Here is a 23,753-nt window from a genome sequence, read left to right as displayed (position 1 = left end):
ACGGCTTTCGCGAGTACGGAGATTACCGGAACAGGTGGCCGTATACCGTGGTCAGGGTGTCCAGCACCACGCTCACCGATTGGCTGCGCGCCCGGGACGACGAGGCGCTGGTCGCGATGCTGCGGGCAAGGCCGGACCTGGCCACGCCCCGCCCCGCCGACACCGCCGTGCTCGCCACCAGGGCCGGGACCAGGGCGTCGGTCGCCAGGGCCACCGAAGGTCTCGACACGTTCACCCTGGCCGTCCTCGACGCCCTGCTCGCCGCGGGGGCCGACAAGGCGCCGGTCCCGGTGGGCTCGGTCGACCTCGGCGACCGCACCGGCCAGGCGATCGAGACCCTCCGCGGCCTCCTGCTGGCCTGGGGCGACGACGAGATCAGCCTCGTCCCCGCCGCCCGCGAGGCAGGCGGGCCGGGCCTCGGCCGTTCGGCGCCTGCCCTGGCCGACGCCGACGTGCCCGCGCTGCTCGCCGAGATCGGCGACGACGAGCGCAAGGTCCTGACCACCCTGGCCCACGGCCAGCCGGTCGGCCGCACCAAGGACGCCGCCGAGGTGCTCCCCCTCGACCAGGCCCGGACGCCGGTGCAGCGCCTGCTCGCGCGCGGCCTGCTGCTGCGCGTCGACGCCGAGACCGTGGAGCTCCCGCGCGAGGTCGGCCTCGCGCTGCGGCCCGGTGGCGACCTGACCGAGCCGCCGCTGCGCCTGTCCGTCCATAAAGTGTCCACTGTGGACGCGACGGCGGCGGGCGAGGCACTGGAAGTGCTGCGGCACATGGAGACCCTGCTGCGCCTGTGGTCCGACGAGCCCGCGCAGTCGTTGAAGTCCGGTGGCCTCGGGGTGCGCGACATCCGCAGGATCACCAAGGCCGCCGACATCGCCGACCGCCAGGCCAACGTGCTGATCGAGCTCGCCTACGGCGCGAGCCTGGTCGCCGAGAGCGAGACCGGCGAGTGGGTGCCGACCAACCACGCCGACACCTGGCTGTCCGCCTCCCCCGCCAACCGCTGGGCGACCCTCGCCGCCGCGTGGCTCGACCTCCCCCGCCTGCCCGGCCTCGCGGGCCTGCGCGACGCCAAGGACAAACTGCTCGCGCCGCTGTCCGACGACCTGCGCCGCCCCGTCGCGCCGCTGGAGCGCGCCCGCGTGCTGGCGGTCCTGGCCGACCTGAAACTTGGCACGGCCGTCGCCTCCTCCGACGAGCTGGCCGCCGTGCTGGCCTGGCGCGCCCCGCGCCGCGGCGGGCGGCTGCGCGACGAGATCGTCCGCTGGACCCTGGCCGAGGCGACGTCGCTGGGCCTGGTGGCCCTGGGCGCGCTCAGCGGACCCGGCCGGGCGCTGCTCGACGAGGGCGCGGCCGCGGGCGCGAAGCGGATGGCCGAGGCGATGCCGGACCCGGTCGACCACGTGCTCGTCCAAGCCGACCTGACCGTCGTGGCCCCCGGCCCGCTCGAACCGCACCTGGCGAGCCAGATCGCCGAGGTCGCCGACGTCGAGTCCGCGGGCAGCGCGACGGTCTACCGGCTGTCGGAGACGTCGATCCGCCGCGCGCTCGACGTCGGCCGCACCGCCGGCGACCTGCACGAACTGTTCCGCACCCGGTCCAGGACACCGATCCCGCAGTCCCTGACCTACCTGATCGACGACGTCGCCCGCCGCCACGGCCGCCTGCGCGGCGGCTCGACGACCTCGTTCCTGCGCTGCGACGACCCCGCGCTGATCGCCGAGGTCGCCGCCCACCCGGCAGCCCCGTCGTGGCGGCTGCGCAAGCTCGCCCCGACGGTCCTGATCAGCGCGCTCCCGCTGCTGGACCTGCTCGACGAACTGCGCGCCGCCGGGTTCGCCCCCGCCGCCGAGGGCACCGACGGCCAGATCGTCGACCTGCGCGCAACCGGCCGCCGCGTCGAGACGCCCACCCGCGCCGCCCGCAGGCCGGTCGGCGTCCGCGCCGCCGACCCCGAGCAGCTGGCCGACATCGTCCGCACCATGCGCGCGGGCGACCGCGCCGCCGAGTCCCGCCGCTCGCGGCCGGTGTCCCCGAGCGGGGCGAACCTGGCCGAGGTGATGGACCTGCTCAAGGAGGCCATCGAGACGGGCCGCTCGGTGTGGGTCGGCCTGGTCGACGCGCACGGCGTCGCCACCCAGCGCGTGCTGAAGCCGCTGCGCATGGGCGGCGGCGTGGTCGAGGGCCACGACCCGACCGGCACCGACGTGCACCGCCTGCCCATCCACCGCATCAACACCGCGGCGATGGTGGAGGAATAGAAAAGGGGCCCCGGAGGGCCCCTTTCACCAAGCTTGAACTCAGACGGCGCGCGACATGCGCTGCTGCATCGCGTGCTGCACCAGGGTGATCAGGGTCTCCTTGGTGGAGTCCCTGTCCCGGGCGTCGGTCGTCACGATCGGCACCGACGGCTCGACGGTCAGCGCGTCCCGCACATCGTCGATCCGGTGGTGGAGCACCCGGTCGAAGCAGTTGAGCGCGATGACGTACGGCAGGCCGCGGTCCTCGAAGAAGTCGATCGAGGCGAACGCGTCGGCCAGGCGACGGGTGTCGACCAGCACGATGGCGCCGATGGCGCCGCGGACCAGGTCGTCCCACATGAACCAGAAGCGGTGCTGGCCGGGGGTGCCGAACAGGTAGAGGATCAGGTCGGAGTCCAGCGACACGCGGCCGAAGTCCATCGCGACCGTGGTCGTGGTCTTGTTCGGGGTCGCCGAGACGTCGTCGACGTCGACGCTGGCCTCGGTCATGACGGCCTCGGTGGTCAGCGGCACGATCTCCGACACCGAGCCGACCAGGGTCGTCTTACCCACTCCGAAACCACCGGCGACCACGATCTTGGCCGAGGTGGTCGGCTGCGGAGCCGCGCCACGCGCGCTGAGAGGACTAGAGCCTGCGGAGCCCACTGAGCACCCTTTCCATGAATTCGATCGACGGCCGGTCGCCCACGACCATGCCGCTCTGGTGGATCGAGACCAGGCCCATCCCTGCCATGTCCCCGATCAGGACCCGGGCCACCCCCAGCGGCAGCCGCAGGTGCGCGGCGACCTCGGCGACGGAGCGGGTGTCGAGGCACAGGCCGCAGATGGACCGGTGCTCGGGCCGCACCGCGGCGTCGGGGATGCGGCCGCGGTCGCTGGTGGAGACCAGGGCCTCGATCGCCAGATCGTAGTCGGACCGCGTGCGGCCGCCTGTCTTGGTGTACGGGCGGACCAGCGTCCGGGTCTCCTGGACCGGCTCGGGCTCCGGCTCAGGGTCGAGGTCGGGGATCGCGGGGATCTCCTTGCTGTCCCAGTCGGACTGGGCGGGGATGCCCGAGTCGCCATAGAGGGTCGCGCTCGGCCCACCGAACAGCCGGGCCCGGAACCCGTCGATGTCGAACCGGTTCGGCGCGTCGCCGATGGCGTGCTCTGGGAGATCCTCCCAACCGCGCTCAGACATCTCCGTCAGCCTCCGCTCGGGCTCATCCACTCGCTGATCGCGGGGCTCGTCGAGATCCGGGTCGCCGAAGGAGGCGTCCGAGTCGAACAGGTCCCGGTAGGAGAAGTCGTCCTCGGTGCGTCTGCCGGTCGCGCGACGACCAGTGCTCATCTCGTGCTCACCCCGCCCGTCTCGACTACCTGCGCTGCGTGCCCTGCAGCTGCGCGCGCAGCTCAGGCGTCATCTGCTGGCCGACTCGCTCGACCAGGAGGGTCATCTCGTAGGCGACGAGACCGATGTCACAGTTCGGCGCGGCGAGCACCGCCAGGCACGAGCCGTCCGAGATCGACATCAGGAACAGGTAGCCCCGGTCCATCTCGACGACGGTCTGGTTGACCGTGCCCGCCTCGAAGCACCGCGCGGCACCGGCGGTGAGGCTGACGAGGCCGGAGGCCACGGCAGAGAGCTGCTCGGCGCGGTCGCGGGGAAGCCCCTGCGACCCGGCCAGCAGCAATCCATCGGCCGAGACCACCACGGCGTGGGCCACGCCGGGCACCTGGCGGACGAAATCGGTGATGAGCCACCCGAAGCTGCCGGGCTGGTTTACTGACGCGGTCGTCACTCCTGCTCCTCGTCTTGGCGGCTCTGGTCTGAACCGGTCTGGTCACCAGGGTAGGCGTCAACCAAGGCATGTCTGCCCCGGCGGACCCCCTGCTGGAAGCTGGACATGCGGCCGCGAATCGCGTCCGCCGTACGGGGAGGCAGCGGAGGCACCGCGGGCTGTTCGCCCGTGGTCTCCGCGGGGGCCGCCGAACCCGGCACCAAGTGGGCTTTGGGAACCCGCTTGGGCAGTCCTGCGGTGGTCATCGTGTCAGCCGAGTGATCAAGCAGTGCACGCGCCCGTTGCCATCCGTCGTCACCCGGGGAGACCCAAGGGTCGGCCACGGGCTCTGGCTCGGGCTCGACGGCCACTGGGGGCTCGTCGTTCTCGCTCACGTCAACGGCGCTGTCGTCCGCGTGGACCTGCTCTTCCGGCAGGTCCAGTTCGGTGCCGTTGACCGTGCCGTTCGCCGCCGGGGTGGAGCCGGTGTCGCCCGCCTCGAACCACTGCGACAACACCGCCTCGTAGATCGGCAGCCGCTCGGTGGGGGCGTCGCCCCCGGAGGTCCGCTCCGCCGCGGTGGGCGGGGGGACCTGGTAGGAGCCGTTGGTGTACTCCTCGTACGGCCGCTCCGGCAGCGGCGCGCCGAACAGCGAGGCGGTCTCGTCGCGGAGGTGGCCGTTGAGCGCGGAGTTGATCTCCTCCGGCGAGGCGGGGGGACCCCAGCCGCCGGTGTCGTCGATCTCCGCGCCGCCGAACTGGGCCTGGAACGCCGGGTAGCCGCTGACCTGCTCTGCCGAGCGCTCCACCGGCGACTCCGACACCACGCCGCCGTCGGAGCGCAGGCGCGGGATGCTGCTGGTGAAGGCGCCCGCGATGCCGCTGGCCTTGGCCGCGGTGTCGCCGACGGCCGGGCCGAGCGCCGGGGTGGTGTTGATCGGCGTGAGGATGTTGTTGGTCTGCGCGGGGGCGCCGGAGCCGTGGACGAGCCCGGCGGGGACGGTGATGCGGGCGATGAGGCCGCCCTCGATGTCCTCGTTGTCACGCAGCCGCACGATGATGTCGTGCCGCTTGGCCAGCCGGGCGACCACGTACAGACCCATTCGCCGCGTCACCGCGACGTCGAGGTCCGGCGGGTCGGCGAGGCGGGCGTTGGCGCTCTCGATCTCGTCCTCGGTCATACCGACACCGGCGTCGGTGATCTGGATGGCCAGTTCCTTCTTCCTGGTCACGGCCATGCGGACGTAGACCTTCTTCTCCGGCTCGGAGAACGAGGTCGCGTTGTCCAGCAGTTCCGCGATCAGGTGGACGAGGTCGGACACGGCCCGGCCCTGCACGGCGATGTCGGGGGCGGAGAGCACCTCGATGCGCGCGTACTGCTCGACCTCGGACACCGCGGCGCCGACGACCTCGGCGGCGGGTACCGGGCGGCTGAGCTGGCGGCTCAGGCCGGAGCCGGAGAGCACCAGCAGGCTTTCGGAGTTTCGCCGCATGCGGGTGGCGAGGTGGTCGAGCTCGAAGAGGCTGGCGAGCTGGTCGGGGTCCTGCTCGTCCTGCTCCAGCCGGTCGATCAGCGACAGCTGGCGCTCGACCAGCGTCTGGGACCGGCGGGAGAGGTTGACGAAGATCGAGTTGATGTTGTCGCGCAGCAGCGCCTGCTCGGTCGCCATCCGGACCGCCTGGTCGTGTACGGCGTCGAACGAGCGGGCGAGCTGGCCGGTCTCCTCGCGGGTGAACACCGGGACCGGCTCCACGGCGTTCTTCGACGCCTCGACCGGGTCCGGGTCGGCGAGGATTCGCTGCACCGTCTCCGGCAGGCGCCGGTTTGCCACGTCGAGGGCGTCGCGGCGCAGCACGCGCAGCGGCACCAGCAGCGACCGGGCCACGACCAGGGTGATGATCAGGGCGAGCACGACGGCGACGAGGATGATCGCCGCGTCGCGCCAGGCGTCTTCCTTGGCCACGTCGGCGGCCGCGGCTGCCTTGGTGCGCAGCTTCTCCAGCAGCGAGATCTCGACCTTGCGCAGCGCCTCGGAGGTGGCCCGCGCGTCCTCACGCAGCGAGTCCATCGAGATCGCCAGCGGCTGGCCGGTCATGGCGTGGAAGAAGGCGAGCTGCTTGATGCTCTCGCGGTGGTCGACCTCGGCACCGGAGAAGGTGTCGGAGTAGAACTGCGCCTCGTCCGGCTGGGCGTTGGCCCGGAAGTTCGACACGGTCGCCCGGTAGGCGGCCTCGGCGCCGCGCGCCTGCTCCAGCATGCCGGACGGGAAGTTGTCGCGGGTGGCGGCGATCATCAGGATCGCGTTCTGGCGGCCGAGGAACTCCTTGCCCTCCACGACGCTGAGCGCGGCGCTGGCGAGCCGGTTGATCTCGGGGTCGCCCAGGGTGGAGGTGAACTCGGCGCCGGTGCTCAGCACGGCCTCGAGCAGCGAGGTGTAGGCGCCGTAGACGCCGACGTCGGGGTATTCCGAGCTCATCGCCGCGTTGCGGACCGCCTCGACGGCGCCGAGCCGGTTGGTCAGCGGTTCGAGGAGCTTGCTGTCGCGGTCGAACTGGTCGTTCTCGACGGCCTTGACCGTCTGGGCGAGGCGGTTGAGGCCCGCGTTGGTCTTCTGGAACTGGCCCTGGATGGCGCTGACGGCGTTCTGGTCGGAGCGCTTGCCCGCCACGTAGGCGACGACCATGTTGCGCTCGTTCTGCAGCTCGTGGACGAGCGCGACGACCTCGAGGGTGGCGCTGACGTCGCTGGCGGCGCGCTCGAACTCGCTCGCCCTCTCCAGCTCGTTCTGCGCGCGCAGCACGCCGAGCGCGACGGCGGTGATAACGGGAACGGTGAGGACCGCGATCAACTTGGTGCGGAGGCGCCAGTTGCGCAGGCGCCAGCGGGAGCCGCCTTCGACGGTCTTGCGGCTGGTCTGACGGGAGGCGAATGGCCGCGCCGAGTCACGCCCGGACGCGGCGCCACCGACTTTCCCGGGGTCGTGGTCGACCCCCGCGGTGTGATCGGGCACTGCCTGCACACTCCTTGCATCTGAGCCAGTAGCCCGTTACTCGGCTAGCTCGAACGGACAACTACCCCAGTGAAGGACGTCCCGGAAGCAGCCGCGCTTGCCGCAAGATGTCGGACCCACCGGGCCCGGCGTTACTCACGAACACGTCACGCCTGCCTTCTTCGCCGCTCGGATGAGCGTACGCCTCACTGTTGGACACAGAAGGTAGCGAAGTCTCCGTCGGGATGTAACCCTTCCAGGGCATCATCACATGCCTTATCAGGTACTTAGCAAGGGCAACAGTCCAGCTGCGTGATGATGTGGTGCTTATTCCTACCCCACTCTTCACTCCTGTGGCGGAAATAGGGGTGTGACCCCCGACCGGTGACTACAGACCGTTAACCCCTGGTCAGGGCCGGTGGGCAATTCGTCCGCTTGGGTCAACAGGTTCACGCCATTCAGTGAGAGAGTTCACCCCGCGACATCTGGCGCGCACTCATTGTGACCCGCTCCAACGGTCTCTAGAGTGCCCTGGTGTCCGAGGGGGGAACACCTCGACAAATCCGACCTCCTACGAGGAGAGGCTCCAATGCTCCGAAGCGTGACCGCCAGGCGGATCTCCCGCCTGCGGATGCCTGTCGCCGCACTCGCGGTGGCTCTGCTCGCCAGCTCGTGCTCACTGCTCGGCGGCGACGAGGGATCCGACGCCGCCAAGACCGGGACCGGCGGGGTGGAGAAGGCCAAGATCAAGGTCGGCGTGCTCCCCGTGGTCGACGTCGCGCCGTTCTACCGCGCCATCGAGCAGGGCTACTTCAAGGAGCAGGGCCTCGACGTCGAGCCGGTCGTCATGGCCTCCGGCCCGGCCAGCATCAACGGCGTCATCAACGGCGAGGTCGACATCGCCTTCGCCTCCTACCCGGCCCCGCTGCTCGCGCAGAGCAAGAAGGTCGCCGAGTTCAAGATCGTCGCCGACGCGCTCTCGGCCAAGCAGGGCCACCTCGTGGTCGTGGCGCCGAAGAACTCCACCAAGTTCACCAAGGTCTCCGACGCGCCGGGCAAGAAGATCGCCATCACCGCGCGCAACAGCTTCACCGACCTGGCGCCGATGTCGGTGCTGAAGAACCAGGGCGTCGACTACTCCCAGGTCCAGTGGGTCGAGATGCCGTTCCCGGACATGATGGGCGCCCTGGAGCGTGGTGACGTCGACGGCGCGGTCCTGGTCGAGCCGTGGGTCACCAACGCGATGAAGAAGCTGGGCGCGGTCCCGGTGTTCGACGGCGCGTCCGGCCCCACCGCGGAGATCCCGATGTCGGGCTACGTCGCCATCGGCGGCAACGGCAAGTTCGCCACCACCAGCCCCAACACCATCGCCGCGTTCCAGCGCGCGCTGGCCAAGGCGCACGCCGAGGCGACCGACCGCTCCAAGATGGAGCCGATGTTCGTCAAGTACGCCAAGATCGACCAGCAGACCGCCCAGCTGGTGACCATCTCCACCTACTCGACCTCGCTGGAGGCCAACCGCATCCAGCGTGTGGCGAACCTGATGGAGGAGTTCGGGGTCATCAAGGGCCACCTGGACGTCAAGACGATGATCCCCAACGGGGCAGCGTCCAAGTAGTCGGCAGGGGGTGGGTGCCCGGTCCGCTGGTGCGGGCCGGGCGCCGAGAGCAGTGAGTGGAACTCCACGAGTTCCCAGGAGCCTGATCGGTCTGGCCGGTTTCTTCGCCGTGTGGGAAGTGGCCAGCCGGACCGATCTCGTTCCGGGGACCTATCTCCAGCCGCCGAGTGTCGTGCTGCCCGCCATGGTGGACCTCCTCGGCGATGTGTCCTTCCTCCGCGCGATCGTGGCGACCGTGCTCGCGACGCTGATCGCGCTGGTCATCGCGGTCGCCGTCGCCGTTCCCGCGGGTCTGGTCCTGGGCAGCATCCCGCTGGCCCGCCGCGCCTGCATGGTCGTGGTCGAGTTCCTGCGGCCGATCCCGTCGGTGGCGTTGATCCCGCTGGCGCTGCTGATCACCGGCACCGGTCCCGACACCAAGATCGCGCTGGCCGTCTACGGCGCGCTGTGGCCGATCCTGTTCAACACCATGTACGCGCTCGACGAGCTGGACCCGCTGCACGTCGAGACGGCCCGCGCGTTCGGCGTGGGCCGGGTCGGGGTGCTGGCCAGGGTGGCGCTGCCGAGCGCGGCGCCGTTCGTGCTCACCGGGATCCGTCTGTCATTCGCGATCTCCCTGGCCGTGGTGGTCAGCGTCGAGCTGTTCGCGGGCGGCACCAAGGGAATCGGGCAGTTCATCATGGAGGCGGGCAGCGGCGGCGCGCACATGGACCAGGTGCTCGCGGGCACGGTCCTGGCCGGGCTGCTCGGCTACGCCGCCAACTCCGGGCTGGAGCGGCTGCACACGCGGCTGTTCGCCTGGGCCGCGCCGAGGGGCGGGGCCGAATGAGGGCGCTCAACACGTTCATCCAGCGCTGGCTCGTCTTCGCCGTCGCGGTGGGGGTCTGGCAGCTGGCGACGACCGCGGCGGCCGACCCGTTCTTCCCGACGCCGTGGACGATCGCCACGACCGCGCGCGACCTGTGGTTCTCCCCCGCCTTCGGCGCCCACATCGTGCCCGGCGTCGGCCGGATGCTGGTGGGCTGGGCGCTCGCCGGACTGATCGGCGTGGCGCTGGGCGTGCTGCTCGGCCGGTCACGCACCGCGATGAGCTACCTCGGCCCGCTGTTCAACTTCATGCGCTCGGTCCCGCCGCCGCTGTTGGTCCCGTTCTTCGTGGCGACCGTGGGCGTGACGAGCATGCAGCTGCCCACGATCGTCTTCGGCGCGATCTGGCCGGTGCTGCTCAACACCGTCGACGGCGCCCGGAGCGTCGACGCGACCAAGGTCGAGACCGCGCGCGCGTTCCGGCTGTCCAAGGCCCAGTGGATCTTGGGCGTGGTGCTGCCGTCCGCGGCGCCGAAAGTGTTCGCCGGCCTGCGGCTGAGCCTGTCGATCTCGCTGATCCTGATGGTCATCTCCGAGCTCGTCGGGTCGATCAACGGCATCGGCAACCAGCTGGTGCGCGCCCAGCGTGACTACGACCTGCCGGTCATGTGGGCGTGGATCGTGCTGCTCGGCGTGCTCGGCTACCTGTTCAACACCCTGCTGCTGATGGTCGAGCACCGGGCCCTTGCCTGGCAGCCGCGGCACTCGGCGCAGGCCAAGTCGCTGGCGACCGGAGGATGAGTCCCGTGGCAACCATGCTGGCCGTGAGTGATTTGGGTCACACGTACCAGGCGAAGGATGGCGCGCACGACGCCATCGACGGGCTGACGTTCACCGTCGAGGCGGGCGAGCTGGTGTGCGTGGTCGGGCCGTCGGGCTGCGGCAAGTCGACGCTGCTGCGGTCCATCGCGGGCCTGATCCGGCCGACCCGCGGCACCGTCAGCCTGCACGGGACGCCGGTCGACGGGGTGCCCGCCGACCTCGCCGTCGTCTTCCAGGACTACAGCCGCTCGCTGTTCCCCTGGCTTTCCGTGCAGCGCAACGTCGAGTTCCCGCTGCGCGCGCTGGCCAAGGCCGAACGCGCCGCCCGGGCGAGTGAGGCGCTGGCCGCGGTCGGCCTGGAGAACGCCACGCGCAAGTACCCGTGGCAGCTCTCCGGCGGCATGCAGCAGCGCGTCGCCATCGCCCGCGCCCTGGCCTACCGGCCCGCGCTGCTGCTGATGGACGAGCCCTTCGCGTCGGTCGACGCGCAGACCCGGTTCGAGCTGGAGGACCTGCTGCTGAAGGTCCGGCGCGAGCAGGACACCACGGTCCTGCTGGTCACCCACGACATCGACGAGAGCGTCTACCTCGGCGACCGGGTGCTGGTGCTGTCGAAGTCACCGGCGAACATGATCGCCGCGCTCGACGTGCCGCTCGGCGACGACCGCGACCAGATCGCGACCCGCTCGTCGGACGAGTTCGTGGAGCTGCGCGCCCAGGTGGCGGGCCTGCTGCACGTGGCACCTAGTTCCGCTTCCCACAGATGACCGTGGGCGGCTCGGTGTAGAGGAAGCCGTCGACCACGCCGCCGAAGGGCGGGCAGAGGGACATGTCGGTGGCGCCGTCGAGGACCTGCAACACCTCGAAGTCGGCCTGGTCGCACGGCACGCGCCGGGCGATGTCGATCAGGTCGAGCGCGGCGAAGCAGTCGCCGACGCGCCCGTTGACCATGAGGCAGAGCGAGTAGCCGTCGCCGCCCGCCGACCACTCGTACTCGGCGTAGTCGCTGGCCGACCCGCAGTCGTCCTGGATCGAGTCGAGCCGCTTGGCGACCTTGAACACCGCGGCCGGGTCGGCGCAGTCGACGGCGTTGACCGCCGTGCCGCGCTCGACCACGGTGAAGCTCACGCAGTCACCCGCGTCGGCCGCGGCGGGCGAGCGTTTGACCGAGAAGAACACGCTGAGCCCGACGGCGACGAGAAGGACGAGACCGACAGCGACCTTCGCCGTCTTCCCGTTGCCGCCGGGTGCCATTGCCTAGCCCTACTTCTTCTTCCCGCAGATGACGACCTTCGGCTCGTTGTACTTGAACCCGTCGTCGGCGTCCTCGGGGCAGGCGGAGTACTCGGTCTCGCCCTCGGCGACCGTGGTGATCTCCAGCTTCGCCTTCGGGTCGCCGCAGTCGACCTTCACTGCCGTCTCGGCGTCGCGCAGGTCGGTGAGGCATTCGCCGACCTTCGCGTTGACCATCAGGCACAGCGAGAAGCCCGAGCTCGACGACTTGCCCGTCTGCTCGTACTCCAGGTAGTCACTGTCCTGCGGGCAGTTCGCGCTTCCGCTGTCCAGCTTCTTGGCGACCTTGAAGACGGCGTCCGGCTTGCCGCAGTCGATCTTCTCGACGTCGGCGTCGGTCGCGCTGGCGCTCTTGACCTTGATGCAGTCGCCGACGGCGGCCGAGGCAGCCGACTTGTTGAAGAAGTAGAACGCGCCGCCACCGATCACGAGCAGCACCACGATGCCCGCGATGAGCTTGATCATCTTGCCCTTGCCCGACGGGGCCTGCCCCGGCGCGGCCCCCGGGAAGCCCGGCTGCTGCGGCTGCTGGCCGAACGGCGGCGGGGGCTGCTGGCCGGGGAACGGCTGGCCCTGCGGGGGCTCCTGGCCCGGGAAGGGCTGACCCGGCTGGCCGGGGAACTGCTGCTGCCCCTGCCCGGGGAAGGGCTGGCCCTGCGGGGGCTGCTGCCCCGGGAAGGGCTGACCCTGCGGCTGCTGGCCGAACGGCGGCGGCTGCTGACCTCCGGGAGGCGTGTGCGGCCCCTGGTTGAAGGGCTGCTGCGGGTCGCCGCCCTGGGGCGGCTGCGGGTTGGACATCGTGCACCTCGTGGAGTTCCAACAGCGGAAACGGTGATGCCGCGAGTCCTGAACCAGCGGCGCGCCAATCTAACGCGTCAGGCGGTCACCCGTTACGGGAACCGGATAGTCCGGATGCGACGGTCAGGAGGTGCCGGGGGTCTCGATGCAGAAGACGACCGGCGGGTCCGGGTAGCCGATGCCGTTGCCGTGCGGGCAGTCCTTCGGGTCGTCGGTGTCGTTGATGACGCGGCTGATCCGGATGGTCTCGGTGCCCGCGCAGTCGGCGATCCGGAAGCCCTGGTTCTTCTCGTCGGGGGCGAAGCACTTGCCCTCGATGAAGTTGGGCAGCAGGCAGATCAGGTTCTTGTCGTCGCGCAGCTCGCGGTAGGCGCCGTCCGGACAGCCCTTCTCGGTGAGCTCCTTCTTGGACGCGATCTTGAAGGTGGCGTTCTCGTCGGCGCAGTCGGCGGGGGTCAGCTTGGCCGTGTCGTCGGCGCCCTCGACCGCGGCGCACTCGCCGGGGGCGGCGGCGTCCTTGCCGAGGAGCTGGTAGGCGCCGAAGCCCGCGCCCGCGAGGACGACGGCGGCGACCAGGGCGAGCACCCAGATCGGCAAGCGTTTGCGCCCGGCCGGGACGGCGGCGGGTTCCTGGTCGACGGTCTCGCTCATGTTCGCCTCTGTCACTGGGGGTGGGCGGGGCAGCGTGCACGGTAGTGGCGCGGACCGGGGCGGTGGCAATCACGGTTACCGAACTGTGGCCTTGTCGTCGGGGTTTGCGACACTGGACCGGTGACCGACGGCCCGCTGATCGTGCAGTCCGACAAGACCCTGCTGCTGGAGGTCGACCATCCCAGCTCGCAGGCCGCCCGCATGGCCATCGCGCCGTTCGCCGAGCTCGAACGCGCCCCAGAGCACATCCACACCTACCGGGTCACCCCGCTGGCCCTCTGGAACGCCCGCGCGGCGGGCCACGACGCCGAGCAGGTGGTCGACGCGCTGTCGACGTACTCGCGCTATCCGGTGCCGCAGCCGCTGCTGATCGACATCGTCGACACGATGGGCCGCTTCGGGCGGCTGACGCTGCAGAACAGCCCCGTGCACGGCCTGGTGATGACCACGATCGACCGCGCTGTGCTCGAAGAGGTCCTGCGCAACCGCAAGATCGCCCCGATGCTGGGCGCGCGCATCGACCCCGACACGGTGGTCGTGCACCCCAGCGAGCGCGGCCGGCTCAAGCAGCTGCTGCTCAAGGTCGGCTGGCCCGCCGAGGACGAGGCGGGCTACGTCGACGGCGAGGCCCACCCCATCACCCTCGTCGAGGACGGCTGGCACCTGCGCGACTACCAGCGGATGGCCGCCGAGGCGTTCTGGGCGGGCGGCTCCGGCGTGGTAGTGCTGCCGTGCGGCGCCGGGAAGACCCTGGTCGGCGCCGCCGCCATGGCCCACGCATCGGCCACCACGCTGATCCTGGTGACGAACACCGTGGCGGGCAGGCAGTGGAAGCGCGAGCTGATCGCGCGGACGTCGCTGACCGAGGACGAGATCGGCGAGTACTCCGGCGAGCGCAAGGAGATCCGTCCGGTCACCATCGCCACCTACCAGGTCATCACCCGCAAGTCGAAGGGCGAATACCGCCACCTGGAACTCTTCGACTCCCGCGACTGGGGCCTGGTCGTCTACGACGAGGTCCACCTGCTGCCCGCGCCGGTGTTCCGGATGACGGCCGACCTGCAGTCCCGGCGCAGGCTCGGCCTGACGGCCACCCTGGTCCGCGAGGACGGCCAGGAGGGCGACGTGTTCTCCCTCATCGGCCCGAAGCGCTACGACGTGCCGTGGAAGGACATCGAGGAACAGGGCTGGATCGCCCCCGCCGAGTGCACCGAGGTCCGGGTGACGCTGACCGAGACCGAGCGGTTGGAGTACGCGACGGCCGAGCCGGACACCCGGTACAAGCTGTGCTCGACGGCGCGGACGAAGCTGCCGGTGGTGAAGTCCATTTTGGAGCGTCATCCAGGGGAGCCCGCGCTGGTCATCGGGGCGTACCTGGACCAACTGGAGGAACTGGGCGAGGCGCTGAACGCGCCGATCGTCCAAGGGTCGACGAAGAACAAGGAGCGGGAGGTCCTGTTCGACGCCTTCCGCCGGGGTGAGCTGCCGACCCTGGTGGTGTCGAAGGTGGCGAACTTCTCCATCGACCTGCCGGAGGCGTCGGTGGCGGTGCAGGTGTCCGGCACCTTCGGCTCCCGCCAGGAAGAGGCCCAGCGCCTGGGCAGACTCCTCCGCCCGAAGGCGGACGGCCGCCAGGCCCACTTCTACTCGGTCGTCGCCCGCGACACCCTGGACACCGACTACGCCGCCCACCGCCAGCGCTTCCTCGCCGAACAGGGCTACGCCTACCGAATCTGCGACGCCGACGACCTGCTCGGCCCACCCATCCCCGAGATCAACTGACACGATCGAGTGGTCGCTCACCGGCCAGGCCGGATCTCCGGCGAAACTGTCGGTCGTGATTTCTACCGTCGCCGCATGCGAACAACCCATGTGAGAATGGCGGAGGTAGAGGAGGTGGTGATCAGTGAGCGTGGCGCACGATCACGTCAGGCCCTGGGTGCGCGAGGAAGTCATGGCGCTGCCCGAGGACGGACATCGGTACGAGCTGATTGACGGCGGGCTGATTGTGAACCCCCCTCCTGGCCCACGCCACCAGTCCGCTTCCTACATCCTGCACAAGCAGCTCGAACTGGCAGCACTCGATGCCGATGCCGCGGTCGTGATCTATGAAGGTGTCGGCATCGCCATGCCAGAGGGCAACCTGTTGATCCCCGACCTTTTGATCGCGCGGGCCGACGCGCCGAGCCTCGACAAGCCGCTCATCGACCCCGCGGACGTCCTGCTGGTGGCCGAGATCGTCTCTCCAGGTTCGCGCCGCCGCGATCGGGCGGTTAAGCCCTACATGTACGCCGAGTGCGGCATTCAGCACTACTGGCGGATCGAGACCGACCGGTTCACCGACCTGACCCAGTCGCTGCCCGTAGTGGTAGTGCATGAGCTGGCCGGCTCGACCGAGTACGTAGTTCGCCGAACCGTGGGCGCGGGGGAGGTCCTCGCCGTGGACGAGCCGTTCCCGGTCAAGTTCGATCCCGCCGACCTCGTGCGGCGATGATCAACTAGTCGCGTTGCGGGTCGCGCGTCCCAGGAGGAGGGTTGGGAACGGCCGGTGGCGTCACCGGGACGTCACCCCGACACGGGACGGGGGTGGAATCGTGTTCGCGCGTTCCACCACACTTCAAGCACATCAGGACAAGATCGACACGGGCATCGCCCACGTTCGCGATGAGGTCATGCCCGCGCTGCAAGACATGGACGGGTTCGTGGGCCTCTCCATGCTGATCGACCGCTCCTCCGGCCGCTGCATCGTGACCACCTCATGGGAGTCCGAGGAGGCCATGCGGGCCACCACCGAGTCCGTCCGCTCCATGCGCGACCGCGCGGCCGAGATGCTGGGCGGCAACCGCGCGCAGGTCGACGAGTGGGAGATCGCGGCGCTGCACCGGGACCACAAGTCCCAGGAGGGCGCGTGTGTCCGGGCGACGTGGATGCGGGTCGGCGACACCGAGCCCGACCGGGCCACCGACGTCTTCCGGATGGCCCTGCTGCCCAAGATCGAGCAGCTCCCCGGGTTCTGCAGCGCGAGCCTGCTGCTCGACCGGGAGTCCGGGATCGCGGTGTCGTCGGTGACCTACGACAGCCGGGCGGCGATGGAGGATTCCCGCGCCCAGGCCGACCAGCTGCGCAGCTCGGGCGCCAAGGAAGCGGGCGTCGAGGTGCTGGAGGTCACCGAGTTCGACCTGGCCATCGCTCATCTGCGGGTGCCGGAGATGGCCTGACCCCGTTGGTGGCGAGGAAGTCCTCGCCGAGCGGGGTCAGTGAGTGCGCCACGAAGCGGCCCGCGCGGCCGGTCTCGATGAGGCCGGCCGCGCGCAGCGTCGCCGCGTGCTGGGAGGCGGCGGCGGGGCTGATGGCGAGCCGGGTGGCGAGGCCGCCGGTCGACCGGTCGCCGCCCTCGGCGATGGCGCGGAGCAGGGTGGCCCTGGTGCGGCCGAGCAGGGCCGCCAGGGTGTCGGTGTCCGTCGGTGACCGCCACGCCGACGCCGCGTCACGGGCCGGGTAGACGAGCAGGCCGGGGCCGTCGGGGTCGACGAGCAGGCGCGGGCGCGACCACATGAACGCCGACGGGTACAGGATCAGCCCGCGCCCGCCAAGGTCGACATCCTCGCCCGGCACGCCGACGATCTCCAGGACCGGGCTCGACCAGCGCACGTCGGGATGCAGGGTGCTGAACACCCGCTCGACGCCCCGCGCGCCGATCAGCCGGGTCCGGTGGGCGGTGTCGGCGTGGTGGTTGGCCGACATCGCCGCCCAGTGCGGGGCGATCGCGGTGTCGAAATAGCCGCGCATGGCGTTGGTGAGGGCCCGCCAGGTGTCGCGGTCGCCGTCGGCGAGCCTGCGGGAAGCCCAGGAACGCGCCTCGATCCGGCGGCGCGGGGTGGAAAGCAGCGCGTCCAGCTCGGCCTCGATGCCGCCGGACACCACCGGGGTCAGGTAGTCGGGGATGTGGCCCGTCGCGGGCACGACGTCGAACAGCGGCCGCATCGCCTCGTCCACGCGGACCCGACGCCGCCACGGGTCGTACATGGGCGGCGCGCCACGCAGCGCCTGCGTGCTGAGCACCACCGTGCCCAGCGGCGACAGCTTCTGCCCGAACCGGGTCCTGGCCAGGTCGTCGGCCGTCAGCCAGATCCGCACCACACGCCCCCGTTTCAGCCGTGCCGAAAATCCTTGCCCACCACGCCCGGCCATGGCGACGGTACCGCGTACCCGACCCGAGGAGGGCCCGAACATGGCCAGACGTGCTCTGATCGCCGCGATGGCCGCGGCACTGTTGCTCACCGGCGCGCCCGCGACCGCCACACCCGCCGCCCCGACTATCTACAGTGGACAGCTCGGCGGCGCCAGGTACCAGGTGGAGGTGCCGCCGCGGTGGAACGGCACCCTGCTGCTGTGGAGCCACGGTGCCTACGCCGCGGAGTTCCCGCCCGGCGAGGCCATCGACATGAGCAACCACCCCGCCACCCGGCAGTGGCTGCTCGACAACGGCTACGCGCTGGCGGCCAGCCGCTACGCCCAGCCGTTCGGCTGGCTGGCCGTCGAGTCCGGCCTGCGCGACCAGCGGGCGCTGCTCGACTGGTTCACCACCCACGTCGGCACGCCCCGCCGCACCGTGTCCTGGGGCGCCTCGGCGGGCGGGCTGATCGCCACCCTGCTCGCCGAGCGCGACCCCGGCCGCTTCGCGGGCGTCGCGTCGCTGTGCGGGGCCCTGGGCGGCACGACGTCGGTGTTCAACAGCGCGCTCGACTTCGGCTTCGCGCTCAAGACCCTGCTCGCGCCCGACCTGCGGCTGGTGGACATCACCGATCCCGCGGCCAACACCGCGCGGATCCGCGAGGTGCTCGACCAGGCCATGGCCAGCCCCGAGCAGCGCGCCCGGCTGGCACTGGCCGCCGGCCTCGCCGACACCCCTGGCTGGTTCACCTCACGACCGCCGCGCCCCGCGTCGGTCGAGGCCCAGATCCGGCACATGTACCTCTACGGCTACTACACCCACGCCGGGTACTGGGGCCAGGCCCGCGCCGACCTCGAACAGCGCGCGGGCGGCAACCCGTCCTGGAACACCGGCGTCGACTACACCGCGCTCCTCGCGAACTCCAGCCAGCGCACCCTGGTCGAGCAGTCCTACCGCGACGCGGGCCTGGACCTGGACACCGACCTCCGGGCGCTCGCCGCGGCGCCGCGGATCGCCCCGACCCCACGCGCGGTGGCCTACACCGCCCGCAACGGCACGCCGCGCGGGCACACACCTTGGCCGGTGATCACGCTGCACACGACCGGCGACGGCAGCGTCGCGCCCGAGCACGCGAGCTGGTACGGCGGGCAGGTGCGTGACCAGGCGAAACTGCGCCAGGTCTGGGTCGATCGCGGCTACCACTGCACCTTCACCGCCGCCGAGGAGATCGCGACCGTGCGGACGCTGCTCGACCGGATGGAGACCGGCCGGTGGGGCGAGGTCACACCGCAGGCGATGAACGGGGCGGCGGGGACGCTCGGACCGGAGTTCCACACGGTGTGGGACTGGAACCCCGAGCCCGGCTTCCACGCCGACACCCCGCGGTTCACCGCCTACGCCGGTGGGACGCTGGCGCGACCGGGGGTCAGGCCAACTCGGCCAGCACCGCGTCGGTAAACGGGGTCCACGCCTCGACGGCCCACGGCCCGAAGTCCCGGTCGGCCAGCGCGACGCAGGCCGCCCGGGCTTCCGGGTCGACCCACAGGAACGTCCCCGACTGTCCAAAGTGGCCGAACGTGCGCGCGGAGCTGGCCGTGCCGGTCCAATGTGGACTCTTGCCGTCGCGGATCTCGAAGCCCAGCCCCCAGTCGTTGGGCTTCTGCATTCCGTAGCCGGGGAGGACGCCGTTCAGCCCGGGGTACGCCACCGTGACCGCTTCGGCCAGCGTCGATGTCAGGGTCGGCGCCTGGAGTTCGGCGGCGAAGCGGGCCAGGTCGGCGCACGACGACACCGCGCCCGCGCCCGCGGAGCCCTCCAGCTTGGTCGAGGTCATGCCCAGCGGCGCGAACACGCCTTCGGCCAGGTAGTCGGCGAACGGGATGCCCGTGGCCTCGGCGACAAAGTCGGCCAGGACCTCGAACCCGGTGTTGGAGTAGATCCGGCGCTTGCCCGGCTCGGCCTGGATGGCGTCGGTGTCGAACGCGAGACCCGAGGTGTGGGCGATCAGGTGGCGGACCGTGGCGGGACCGGCGGGCTGGTCCCACTCGACCGCCCCCTCCTCGACCGCGACGAGCACGCCGTACGCGGTGAGCAGCTTGGTCACCGACGCCAGCCGGAACACCCGATCCTGATCACCCGAGGCGCCCAGCACCCGCCCATCCGCGGCGACGACCGCCACGGCGACGTTGTCCACCGGCCACTGCTCTACCAACCGCACGCTCTGCATGGCCCCAACCTTAGGAGGGGACCTCGCAGCCGTCCGGACCGCAGGTCTCGCCGTCCGCGAGGACCGAGATCGCCGGGTGCGACTCCGACCAAGCGCGCTCCAGCAGCTGCGTGAACACCTCAGCGGGCTGCGCCCCCGAAACCCCGAACTTCCGGTCCACCACGAAGAACGGCACCCCAGTCGCCCCGAAAGCCCGCGCCTGGTCGACGTCCGCCCGCACATCCGCCGCGAACTCGTCACCAGCCAGGACCTCGTCCACCCGACCAGGCTCCAGCCCGGCCGCGACCGCCGCCTTCCGCAGCACGTCGTGGTCGCCCATCGACTCGCCGCGGGTGAAGTAGGCGGCAAGGAGGGCTTCCTTGAGTTCGTGCTGGCGGCCGACGGACAGCGCCAGGTGCAGCAGCCGGTGCGCGTCGACGGTCTTGGTGTGGGTGGCCTCGTCGTAGGCGAAGGTCAGGCCCTCGTCCGCCGCGACCTCGGCGACCCGCGCCATCATCTGGCGGCCCGCCGCGGCGCCGCCGCCGTACTTGCGGCCCAGGGCCTCGGCGATCGTCTCGTGGCCGACCTGCGGCGCGGACGGGTCGAGCTCGAAGGACCGGTAGACGACCTCGACCTCGTCGCGGTGCGGGAACCCGGCCAGCGCGGTCTCCAGCCTGCGCTTGCCGATGTAGCACCACGGGCACACGACGTCGGACCAGATCTCGATACGCATGCCAGGAACAACACGCGTCCACGCGCGCCGCTTCCGGGTTGTGATCTACGACTCGTCCAGGTCGACCGGTTCCAGGCTGTCGCGCTCGGCCCACTCCAGCAGCTGGTCGATCTCGAAGACCGCGTCGTCGATGCCGTCGTGCAGGTCGCCGAGTTCGGCGAAGCGGGCGGGCATGGTGGCGATGGTGAAGTCGTCGGGGTGGGCGTCGTCGATCTCGTCCCAGCGCAGCGGCGCCGACACCCTGGCCTCCGGCACGCCGCGCACCGAGTAGGCCGCGGCGATGGTGTGGTCGCGGGCGTTCTGGTTGTAGTCGATGAACAGCTGCGCCGGGTCGCGGTCCTTGCGCCACCACGTCGTGGTGACGTCGTCCGGCGCGCGCCGCTCGACCTCGTGGGCGAAGGCCAGCGCGGCCTTGCGCACGTCCTGGAAGCCCCACCGCGGCTCGACGCGGACGTAGATGTGCAGGCCCTTGCCGCCCGAGGTCTTCGGCCAGCCGACCGCGCCCAGCTCGTCCAGCACCTCGTGGGCGACGTGCGCGACCCGCTGGACGGTGGCGAAGTCGCACGCCGGACCGGGGTCGAGGTCGATGCGCCACTCGTCGGGCTTCTCGGTGTCGGCGCGGCGGGAGTTCCACGGGTGGAACTCGACGGTCGACATCTGGACCGCCCAGATCACGCTGGCCAGTTCGGTGACGCACAGCTCGTTGGCGTGCCTGCCGTAGCGCGGGAAGTCGACCCGGACCGTCTCCAGCCACGGCGGCGCGCCGTGCGGGACGCGCTTCTGGTGGACCTTCTCCCCCGCCACGCCCTCCGGGAACCGGTGCATCATGCACGGCCGCTCGCGCAGTGCCCGGACGATGCCGTCGCCGACAGACAGGTAGTAGTTGACCAGGTCGAGCTTCGTCTCCCCACGCGCGGGGAAGTACACCCGGTCCGGGTTGCTGACGCGGACCGTGCGGTGCCCGACCTCGAGTTCGACCGCGGGCGGCTTGGCTGCCATGTCTGCCAAGGTAGTGCCCGTGGCTGACGTTCGCGTGTACTCGATCCCGATGCGCACCCGCTTCCGCGGCATCACCGTCCGCGAGGGCCTCCTCCTCCACGGCGACGCCGGCTGGGGCGAGTTCTGCCCCTTCTGGGACTACGACGACGTCGAGTCGTCCCCTTGGCTGGCCAGCGCGCGCGAGGCGGCTTTCGACGGCTGGCCCGCGCCGGTGCGGGACCGGATCCCGGTGAACTGCACGGTCCCGGTGGTCTCCCCGGAACGCGCGCACGAGATCGTCGCCGCTTCCGGCTGCCGAACCGCGAAGGTCAAGGTCGCCGAGTCTCCTTTGGCCGAGGACCGCGAGCGGGTAGCCGCCGTCCGCGACGCCCTCGGCCAAGGCGCCATCCGGGTCGACGCCAACGGCGCCTGGGACGTCGACACCGCGGTCACCGCGATCCGGGAGCTGGACCGGGCGGCGGGCGGGCTGGAGTACGTCGAGCAGCCTTGCCGGACGATCGAGGAACTGGCCTCGGTCCGGCGGCGTGTCGACGTCCCGATCGCGGCCGACGAGTCGATCAGACGGGCCGAGGACCCGCTGCGGGTGGCTTTGGCGGGCGCGGCGGACATCGCGGTGCTGAAGGTCGCGCCGTTGGGCGGCGTCCGGCGGGCGCTCGCGGTGGCGGAGGCGTGCGGGCTGCCGTGCGTGGTGTCGTCGGCCTTGGAGACGAGTGTGGGCCTCGCGGCGGGCATAGCCCTCGCCGCGGCCCTGCCGAGCTTGGACTACGCGTGCGGCCTGGCCACGTTGTCCCTGCTCACCAGCGATGTGACAACAACGCCCCTGCGCGCGGTGGACGGCTGGCTGCCAGTGCCGTCACGCGCCCCCGAGCCCGACGCGATGACTGAGGCCGACGCGGAGACCACGGCCCGCTGGCTCAACCGCATGACGAACGTGGCCGGATAAAGCCGAAAGGCCCGGTTCCGAGGAACCGGGCCTTTCGAGCACACCAGGCGTGGATCAGAAGTCCATGCCACCGGTCGGGTCGCCCGCGGGGGCGGCTCCGGCCTTCTCCGGCTTGTCGGCGACGACAGCCTCGGTGGTGAGGAACAGCGCGGCGATCGACGCGGCGTTCTGCAGTGCCGAGCGGGTCACCTTGGTCGGGTCCGGGACGCCCGCGGCGAGCAGGTCCTCGTACACGCCGGTGGCGGCGTTGAGGCCGTGGCCCTGGGGGAGACCCTTGACCTTCTCCACGACAACGCCACCCTCGAGGCCGGCGTTGATCGCGATCTGCTTCAGCGGCGCCTCGACGGCGACCTTGACGATGTTGGCGCCGGTGGCCTCGTCGCCCTCAAGGCGGAGACCGGCGAACGCGGCCTCGGCGGCCTGCAGCAGGGCGACGCCACCACCGGCGACGATGCCCTCCTCGACGGCGGCCTTGGCGTTGCGCACCGCGTCCTCGATGCGGTGCTTGCGCTCCTTGAGCTCGACCTCGGTGGCGGCACCGGCCTTGATGACCGCGACACCGCCCGCGAGCTTCGCCAGGCGCTCCTGGAGCTTCTCGCGGTCGTAGTCCGAGTCCGACTTCTCGATCTCGGCGCGGATCTGGTTGACGCGGCCCTGGATCTGCTCGGCGTCACCCGCACCCTCGACGACGGTGGTCTCGTCCTTGGTCACGACGACCTTGCGGGCCTTGCCCAGCAGCGCGATGTCGGCGTTCTCCAGCTTGAGGCCCACGTCCTCGGAGATGACCTGGCCGCCGGTCAGGATCGCGATGTCCTGCAGGATCGCCTTGCGGCGGTCGCCGAAGCCCGGGGCCTTGACGGCGACGGACTTGAAGGTGCCGCGGATCTTGTTGACGACCAGGGTGGCCAGGGCCTCGCCCTCGACGTCCTCGGAGATGATCAGCAGCGGCTTGCCGGACTGCATGACCTTCTCCAGCAGCGGGAGCAGGTCCTTGACCGAGGAGATCTTGGAGCCGAACAGCAGGATGTACGGGTCCTCGAGGACCGCTTCCTGACGCTCGGGGTCGGTCACGAAGTAACCGGAGATGTAGCCCTTGTCGAAGCGCATACCCTCGGTGAGCTCAAGCTCCATCCCGAGTGCGTTGCTCTCCTCGACGGTGATGACGCCTTCCTTGCCGACCTTGTCGAGCGCCTCGGCGATCAGCTCGCCGATGGTGGTGTCGCCCGCGGAGATGCTCGCCGTGGCGGCGATCTGCTCCTTGGTCTCGACCTCCTTGGCGGACTTGTGCAGCTGCTCGATGACCGCCTCGACGGCGATCTCGATGCCGCGCTTCAGCGACAGCGGGTCGGCGCCCGCGGCGACGTTGCGCAGGCCCTCGCGCACGAGCGCCTGGGCGAGCACGGTGGCGGTGGTGGTGCCGTCACCCGCGACGTCGTCGGTCTTCTTGGCAACTTCCTTGACGAGCTCGGCCCCGATCTTCTCCCACGGGTCCTCGAGCTCGATCTCCTTGGCGATCGACACACCATCGTTGGTGATGGTGGGCGCGCCCCACTTCTTCTCGAGCACGACGTTGCGGCCACGCGGGCCGAGCGTCACCTTGACGGTGTCGGCGAGGATGTTCAAGCCGCGCTCGAGGCCGCGGCGCGCGTCCTCGTCAAACGCGATCAACTTGGCCATTGCGGTGTGGTCCTCCGTTGG

General features: G+C 70.8%; 22 protein-coding genes. 10 read left to right on the top strand and 12 right to left on the bottom strand.

The window, feature by feature from the left end; all coding sequences use genetic code 11:
- The first annotated feature begins 56 nt into the window (after positions 1–56).
- A complete protein-coding gene (locus ACSHT8_RS25765; RefSeq protein ID WP_436493476.1) occupies positions 57–2,261 on the top strand; it encodes a helicase-associated domain-containing protein in 2,205 nt (734 codons plus the stop codon).
- A 39-nt stretch (positions 2,262–2,300) separates the two neighbouring features.
- Here the strand turns inward: ACSHT8_RS25765 and ACSHT8_RS25760 are convergent, their stop codons facing one another.
- From ACSHT8_RS25760 to ACSHT8_RS25745, 4 genes are read right to left on the bottom strand one after another with little or no spacing between them, the layout of a single operon-like run.
- Positions 2,301–2,906 carry a GTP-binding protein gene (locus ACSHT8_RS25760; protein WP_054054141.1) on the bottom strand — a complete coding sequence of 202 codons (606 nt, stop codon included), beginning with the start codon at positions 2,904–2,906 and terminating at the stop codon, positions 2,301–2,303.
- The gene (locus tag ACSHT8_RS25755; RefSeq protein WP_436493475.1) at positions 2,887–3,591 is read right to left on the bottom strand and encodes a DUF742 domain-containing protein; all 705 of its coding nucleotides are present in this window, start codon (positions 3,589–3,591) and stop codon (positions 2,887–2,889) included. The genes ACSHT8_RS25760 and ACSHT8_RS25755 overlap by 20 nt, the downstream gene beginning before the upstream one ends.
- Positions 3,592–3,616: 25 nt before the next feature.
- Positions 3,617–4,042 (bottom strand): roadblock/LC7 domain-containing protein, encoded by a 426-nt coding sequence (locus tag ACSHT8_RS25750; protein ID WP_436493474.1) that lies wholly within the window; start codon positions 4,040–4,042, stop codon positions 3,617–3,619.
- Positions 4,039–7,032 (bottom strand): nitrate- and nitrite sensing domain-containing protein, encoded by a 2,994-nt coding sequence (locus tag ACSHT8_RS25745; RefSeq protein ID WP_436493473.1) that lies wholly within the window; start codon positions 7,030–7,032, stop codon positions 4,039–4,041. The genes ACSHT8_RS25750 and ACSHT8_RS25745 overlap by 4 nt, the downstream gene beginning before the upstream one ends.
- 568 nt (positions 7,033–7,600) lie before the next feature.
- Between ACSHT8_RS25745 and ACSHT8_RS25740 the strand changes: the two genes are divergently transcribed.
- From ACSHT8_RS25740 to ACSHT8_RS25725, 4 genes are all read left to right on the top strand, one after another.
- Entirely contained in the window at positions 7,601–8,629 is a 1,029-nt protein-coding gene (locus tag ACSHT8_RS25740; RefSeq protein ID WP_436493472.1) for an ABC transporter substrate-binding protein, read from the top strand.
- A gap of 118 nt (positions 8,630–8,747) precedes the next feature.
- Complete coding sequence (locus tag ACSHT8_RS25735; protein ID WP_436493471.1) at positions 8,748–9,458, top strand: ABC transporter permease; 711 nt, start codon at positions 8,748–8,750, stop codon at positions 9,456–9,458.
- The gene (locus ACSHT8_RS25730) at positions 9,455–10,237 is read left to right on the top strand and encodes an ABC transporter permease (RefSeq protein ID WP_436493470.1); all 783 of its coding nucleotides are present in this window, start codon (positions 9,455–9,457) and stop codon (positions 10,235–10,237) included. The genes ACSHT8_RS25735 and ACSHT8_RS25730 overlap by 4 nt, the downstream gene beginning before the upstream one ends.
- 14 nt (positions 10,238–10,251) lie before the next feature.
- Positions 10,252–11,025 (top strand): ABC transporter ATP-binding protein, encoded by a 774-nt coding sequence (locus ACSHT8_RS25725; RefSeq protein ID WP_436502177.1) that lies wholly within the window; start codon positions 10,252–10,254, stop codon positions 11,023–11,025.
- On the opposite strand, the gene ACSHT8_RS25720 is transcribed toward ACSHT8_RS25725, so the two are convergent.
- The 3 genes from ACSHT8_RS25720 to ACSHT8_RS25710 all read right to left on the bottom strand — a co-directional run bounded on the left by ACSHT8_RS25720 (position 11,003) and on the right by ACSHT8_RS25710 (position 13,000).
- A complete protein-coding gene (locus ACSHT8_RS25720) occupies positions 11,003–11,512 on the bottom strand; it encodes an LppU/SCO3897 family protein (protein WP_436493469.1) in 510 nt (169 codons plus the stop codon). The two genes, ACSHT8_RS25725 and ACSHT8_RS25720, sit on opposite strands and share 23 nt — an antisense overlap.
- A gap of 9 nt (positions 11,513–11,521) precedes the next feature.
- The gene (locus ACSHT8_RS25715; RefSeq protein WP_436493468.1) at positions 11,522–12,349 is read right to left on the bottom strand and encodes an LppU/SCO3897 family protein; all 828 of its coding nucleotides are present in this window, start codon (positions 12,347–12,349) and stop codon (positions 11,522–11,524) included.
- A 123-nt stretch (positions 12,350–12,472) separates the two neighbouring features.
- Positions 12,473–13,000: an LppU/SCO3897 family protein gene (locus ACSHT8_RS25710; RefSeq protein ID WP_436493467.1), complete on the bottom strand. Its 528-nt coding sequence runs from the start codon at positions 12,998–13,000 to the stop codon at positions 12,473–12,475.
- Between the two features lie 120 nt (positions 13,001–13,120).
- Here ACSHT8_RS25710 and ACSHT8_RS25705 point away from each other — a divergent pair, with 120 nt between their 5' ends.
- The 3 genes from ACSHT8_RS25705 (at position 13,121) to ACSHT8_RS25695 (ending at position 16,218) form a co-directional block, all read left to right on the top strand.
- Positions 13,121–14,782: a DNA repair helicase XPB gene (locus ACSHT8_RS25705; RefSeq protein ID WP_436493466.1), complete on the top strand. Its 1,662-nt coding sequence runs from the start codon at positions 13,121–13,123 to the stop codon at positions 14,780–14,782.
- Positions 14,783–14,906: 124 nt separating this feature from the next.
- Complete coding sequence (locus ACSHT8_RS25700; protein ID WP_436493465.1) at positions 14,907–15,494, top strand: Uma2 family endonuclease; 588 nt, start codon at positions 14,907–14,909, stop codon at positions 15,492–15,494.
- 100 nt (positions 15,495–15,594) lie between these two features.
- Complete coding sequence (locus tag ACSHT8_RS25695) at positions 15,595–16,218, top strand: antibiotic biosynthesis monooxygenase (RefSeq protein WP_436493464.1); 624 nt, start codon at positions 15,595–15,597, stop codon at positions 16,216–16,218.
- Here the strand turns inward: ACSHT8_RS25695 and ACSHT8_RS25690 are convergent.
- Positions 16,166–17,137 carry an ArsR/SmtB family transcription factor gene (locus ACSHT8_RS25690; RefSeq protein ID WP_436493463.1) on the bottom strand — a complete coding sequence of 324 codons (972 nt, stop codon included), beginning with the start codon at positions 17,135–17,137 and terminating at the stop codon, positions 16,166–16,168. The two genes, ACSHT8_RS25695 and ACSHT8_RS25690, sit on opposite strands and share 53 nt — an antisense overlap.
- 94 nt (positions 17,138–17,231) lie before the next feature.
- On the opposite strand from ACSHT8_RS25690, the gene ACSHT8_RS25685 reads away from it, so the two are divergent.
- The gene (locus ACSHT8_RS25685; protein WP_436493462.1) at positions 17,232–18,632 is read left to right on the top strand and encodes an alpha/beta fold hydrolase; all 1,401 of its coding nucleotides are present in this window, start codon (positions 17,232–17,234) and stop codon (positions 18,630–18,632) included.
- On the opposite strand, the gene ACSHT8_RS25680 is transcribed toward ACSHT8_RS25685, so the two are convergent.
- Genes ACSHT8_RS25680 through ligD form a run of 3 tightly spaced genes read right to left on the bottom strand, consistent with a single transcriptional unit; the run spans position 18,601 to position 21,112 of the window.
- Positions 18,601–19,401 carry a serine hydrolase domain-containing protein gene (locus ACSHT8_RS25680; protein ID WP_436493461.1) on the bottom strand — a complete coding sequence of 267 codons (801 nt, stop codon included), beginning with the start codon at positions 19,399–19,401 and terminating at the stop codon, positions 18,601–18,603. The genes ACSHT8_RS25685 and ACSHT8_RS25680 overlap by 32 nt on opposite strands.
- A 10-nt stretch (positions 19,402–19,411) precedes the next feature.
- On the bottom strand, positions 19,412–20,113 hold the full coding sequence (locus ACSHT8_RS25675) for a DsbA family oxidoreductase (RefSeq protein WP_436493460.1): 702 nt from the start codon (positions 20,111–20,113) through the stop codon (positions 19,412–19,414).
- A gap of 45 nt (positions 20,114–20,158) precedes the next feature.
- The gene (ligD, locus tag ACSHT8_RS25670; protein ID WP_436493459.1) at positions 20,159–21,112 is read right to left on the bottom strand and encodes a non-homologous end-joining DNA ligase; all 954 of its coding nucleotides are present in this window, start codon (positions 21,110–21,112) and stop codon (positions 20,159–20,161) included.
- On the opposite strand from ligD, the gene ACSHT8_RS25665 reads away from it, so the two are divergent.
- Positions 21,111–22,055, top strand: coding sequence for an o-succinylbenzoate synthase (locus ACSHT8_RS25665; RefSeq protein ID WP_436493458.1), 945 nt, complete (start codon positions 21,111–21,113; stop codon positions 22,053–22,055). The two genes, ligD and ACSHT8_RS25665, sit on opposite strands and share 2 nt — an antisense overlap.
- A gap of 54 nt (positions 22,056–22,109) precedes the next feature.
- On the opposite strand, the gene groL is transcribed toward ACSHT8_RS25665, so the two are convergent.
- Entirely contained in the window at positions 22,110–23,732 is a 1,623-nt protein-coding gene (groL, locus tag ACSHT8_RS25660; RefSeq protein ID WP_436493457.1) for a chaperonin GroEL, read from the bottom strand.
- Positions 23,733–23,753 lie beyond the last annotated feature (21 nt).

This window comes from Actinokineospora sp. HUAS TT18, assembly GCF_051364635.1.
Taxonomy (GTDB): Bacteria; Actinomycetota; Actinomycetes; order Mycobacteriales; family Pseudonocardiaceae; genus Actinokineospora.
This window is presented reverse-complemented; position numbering and strand designations above follow the sequence as displayed.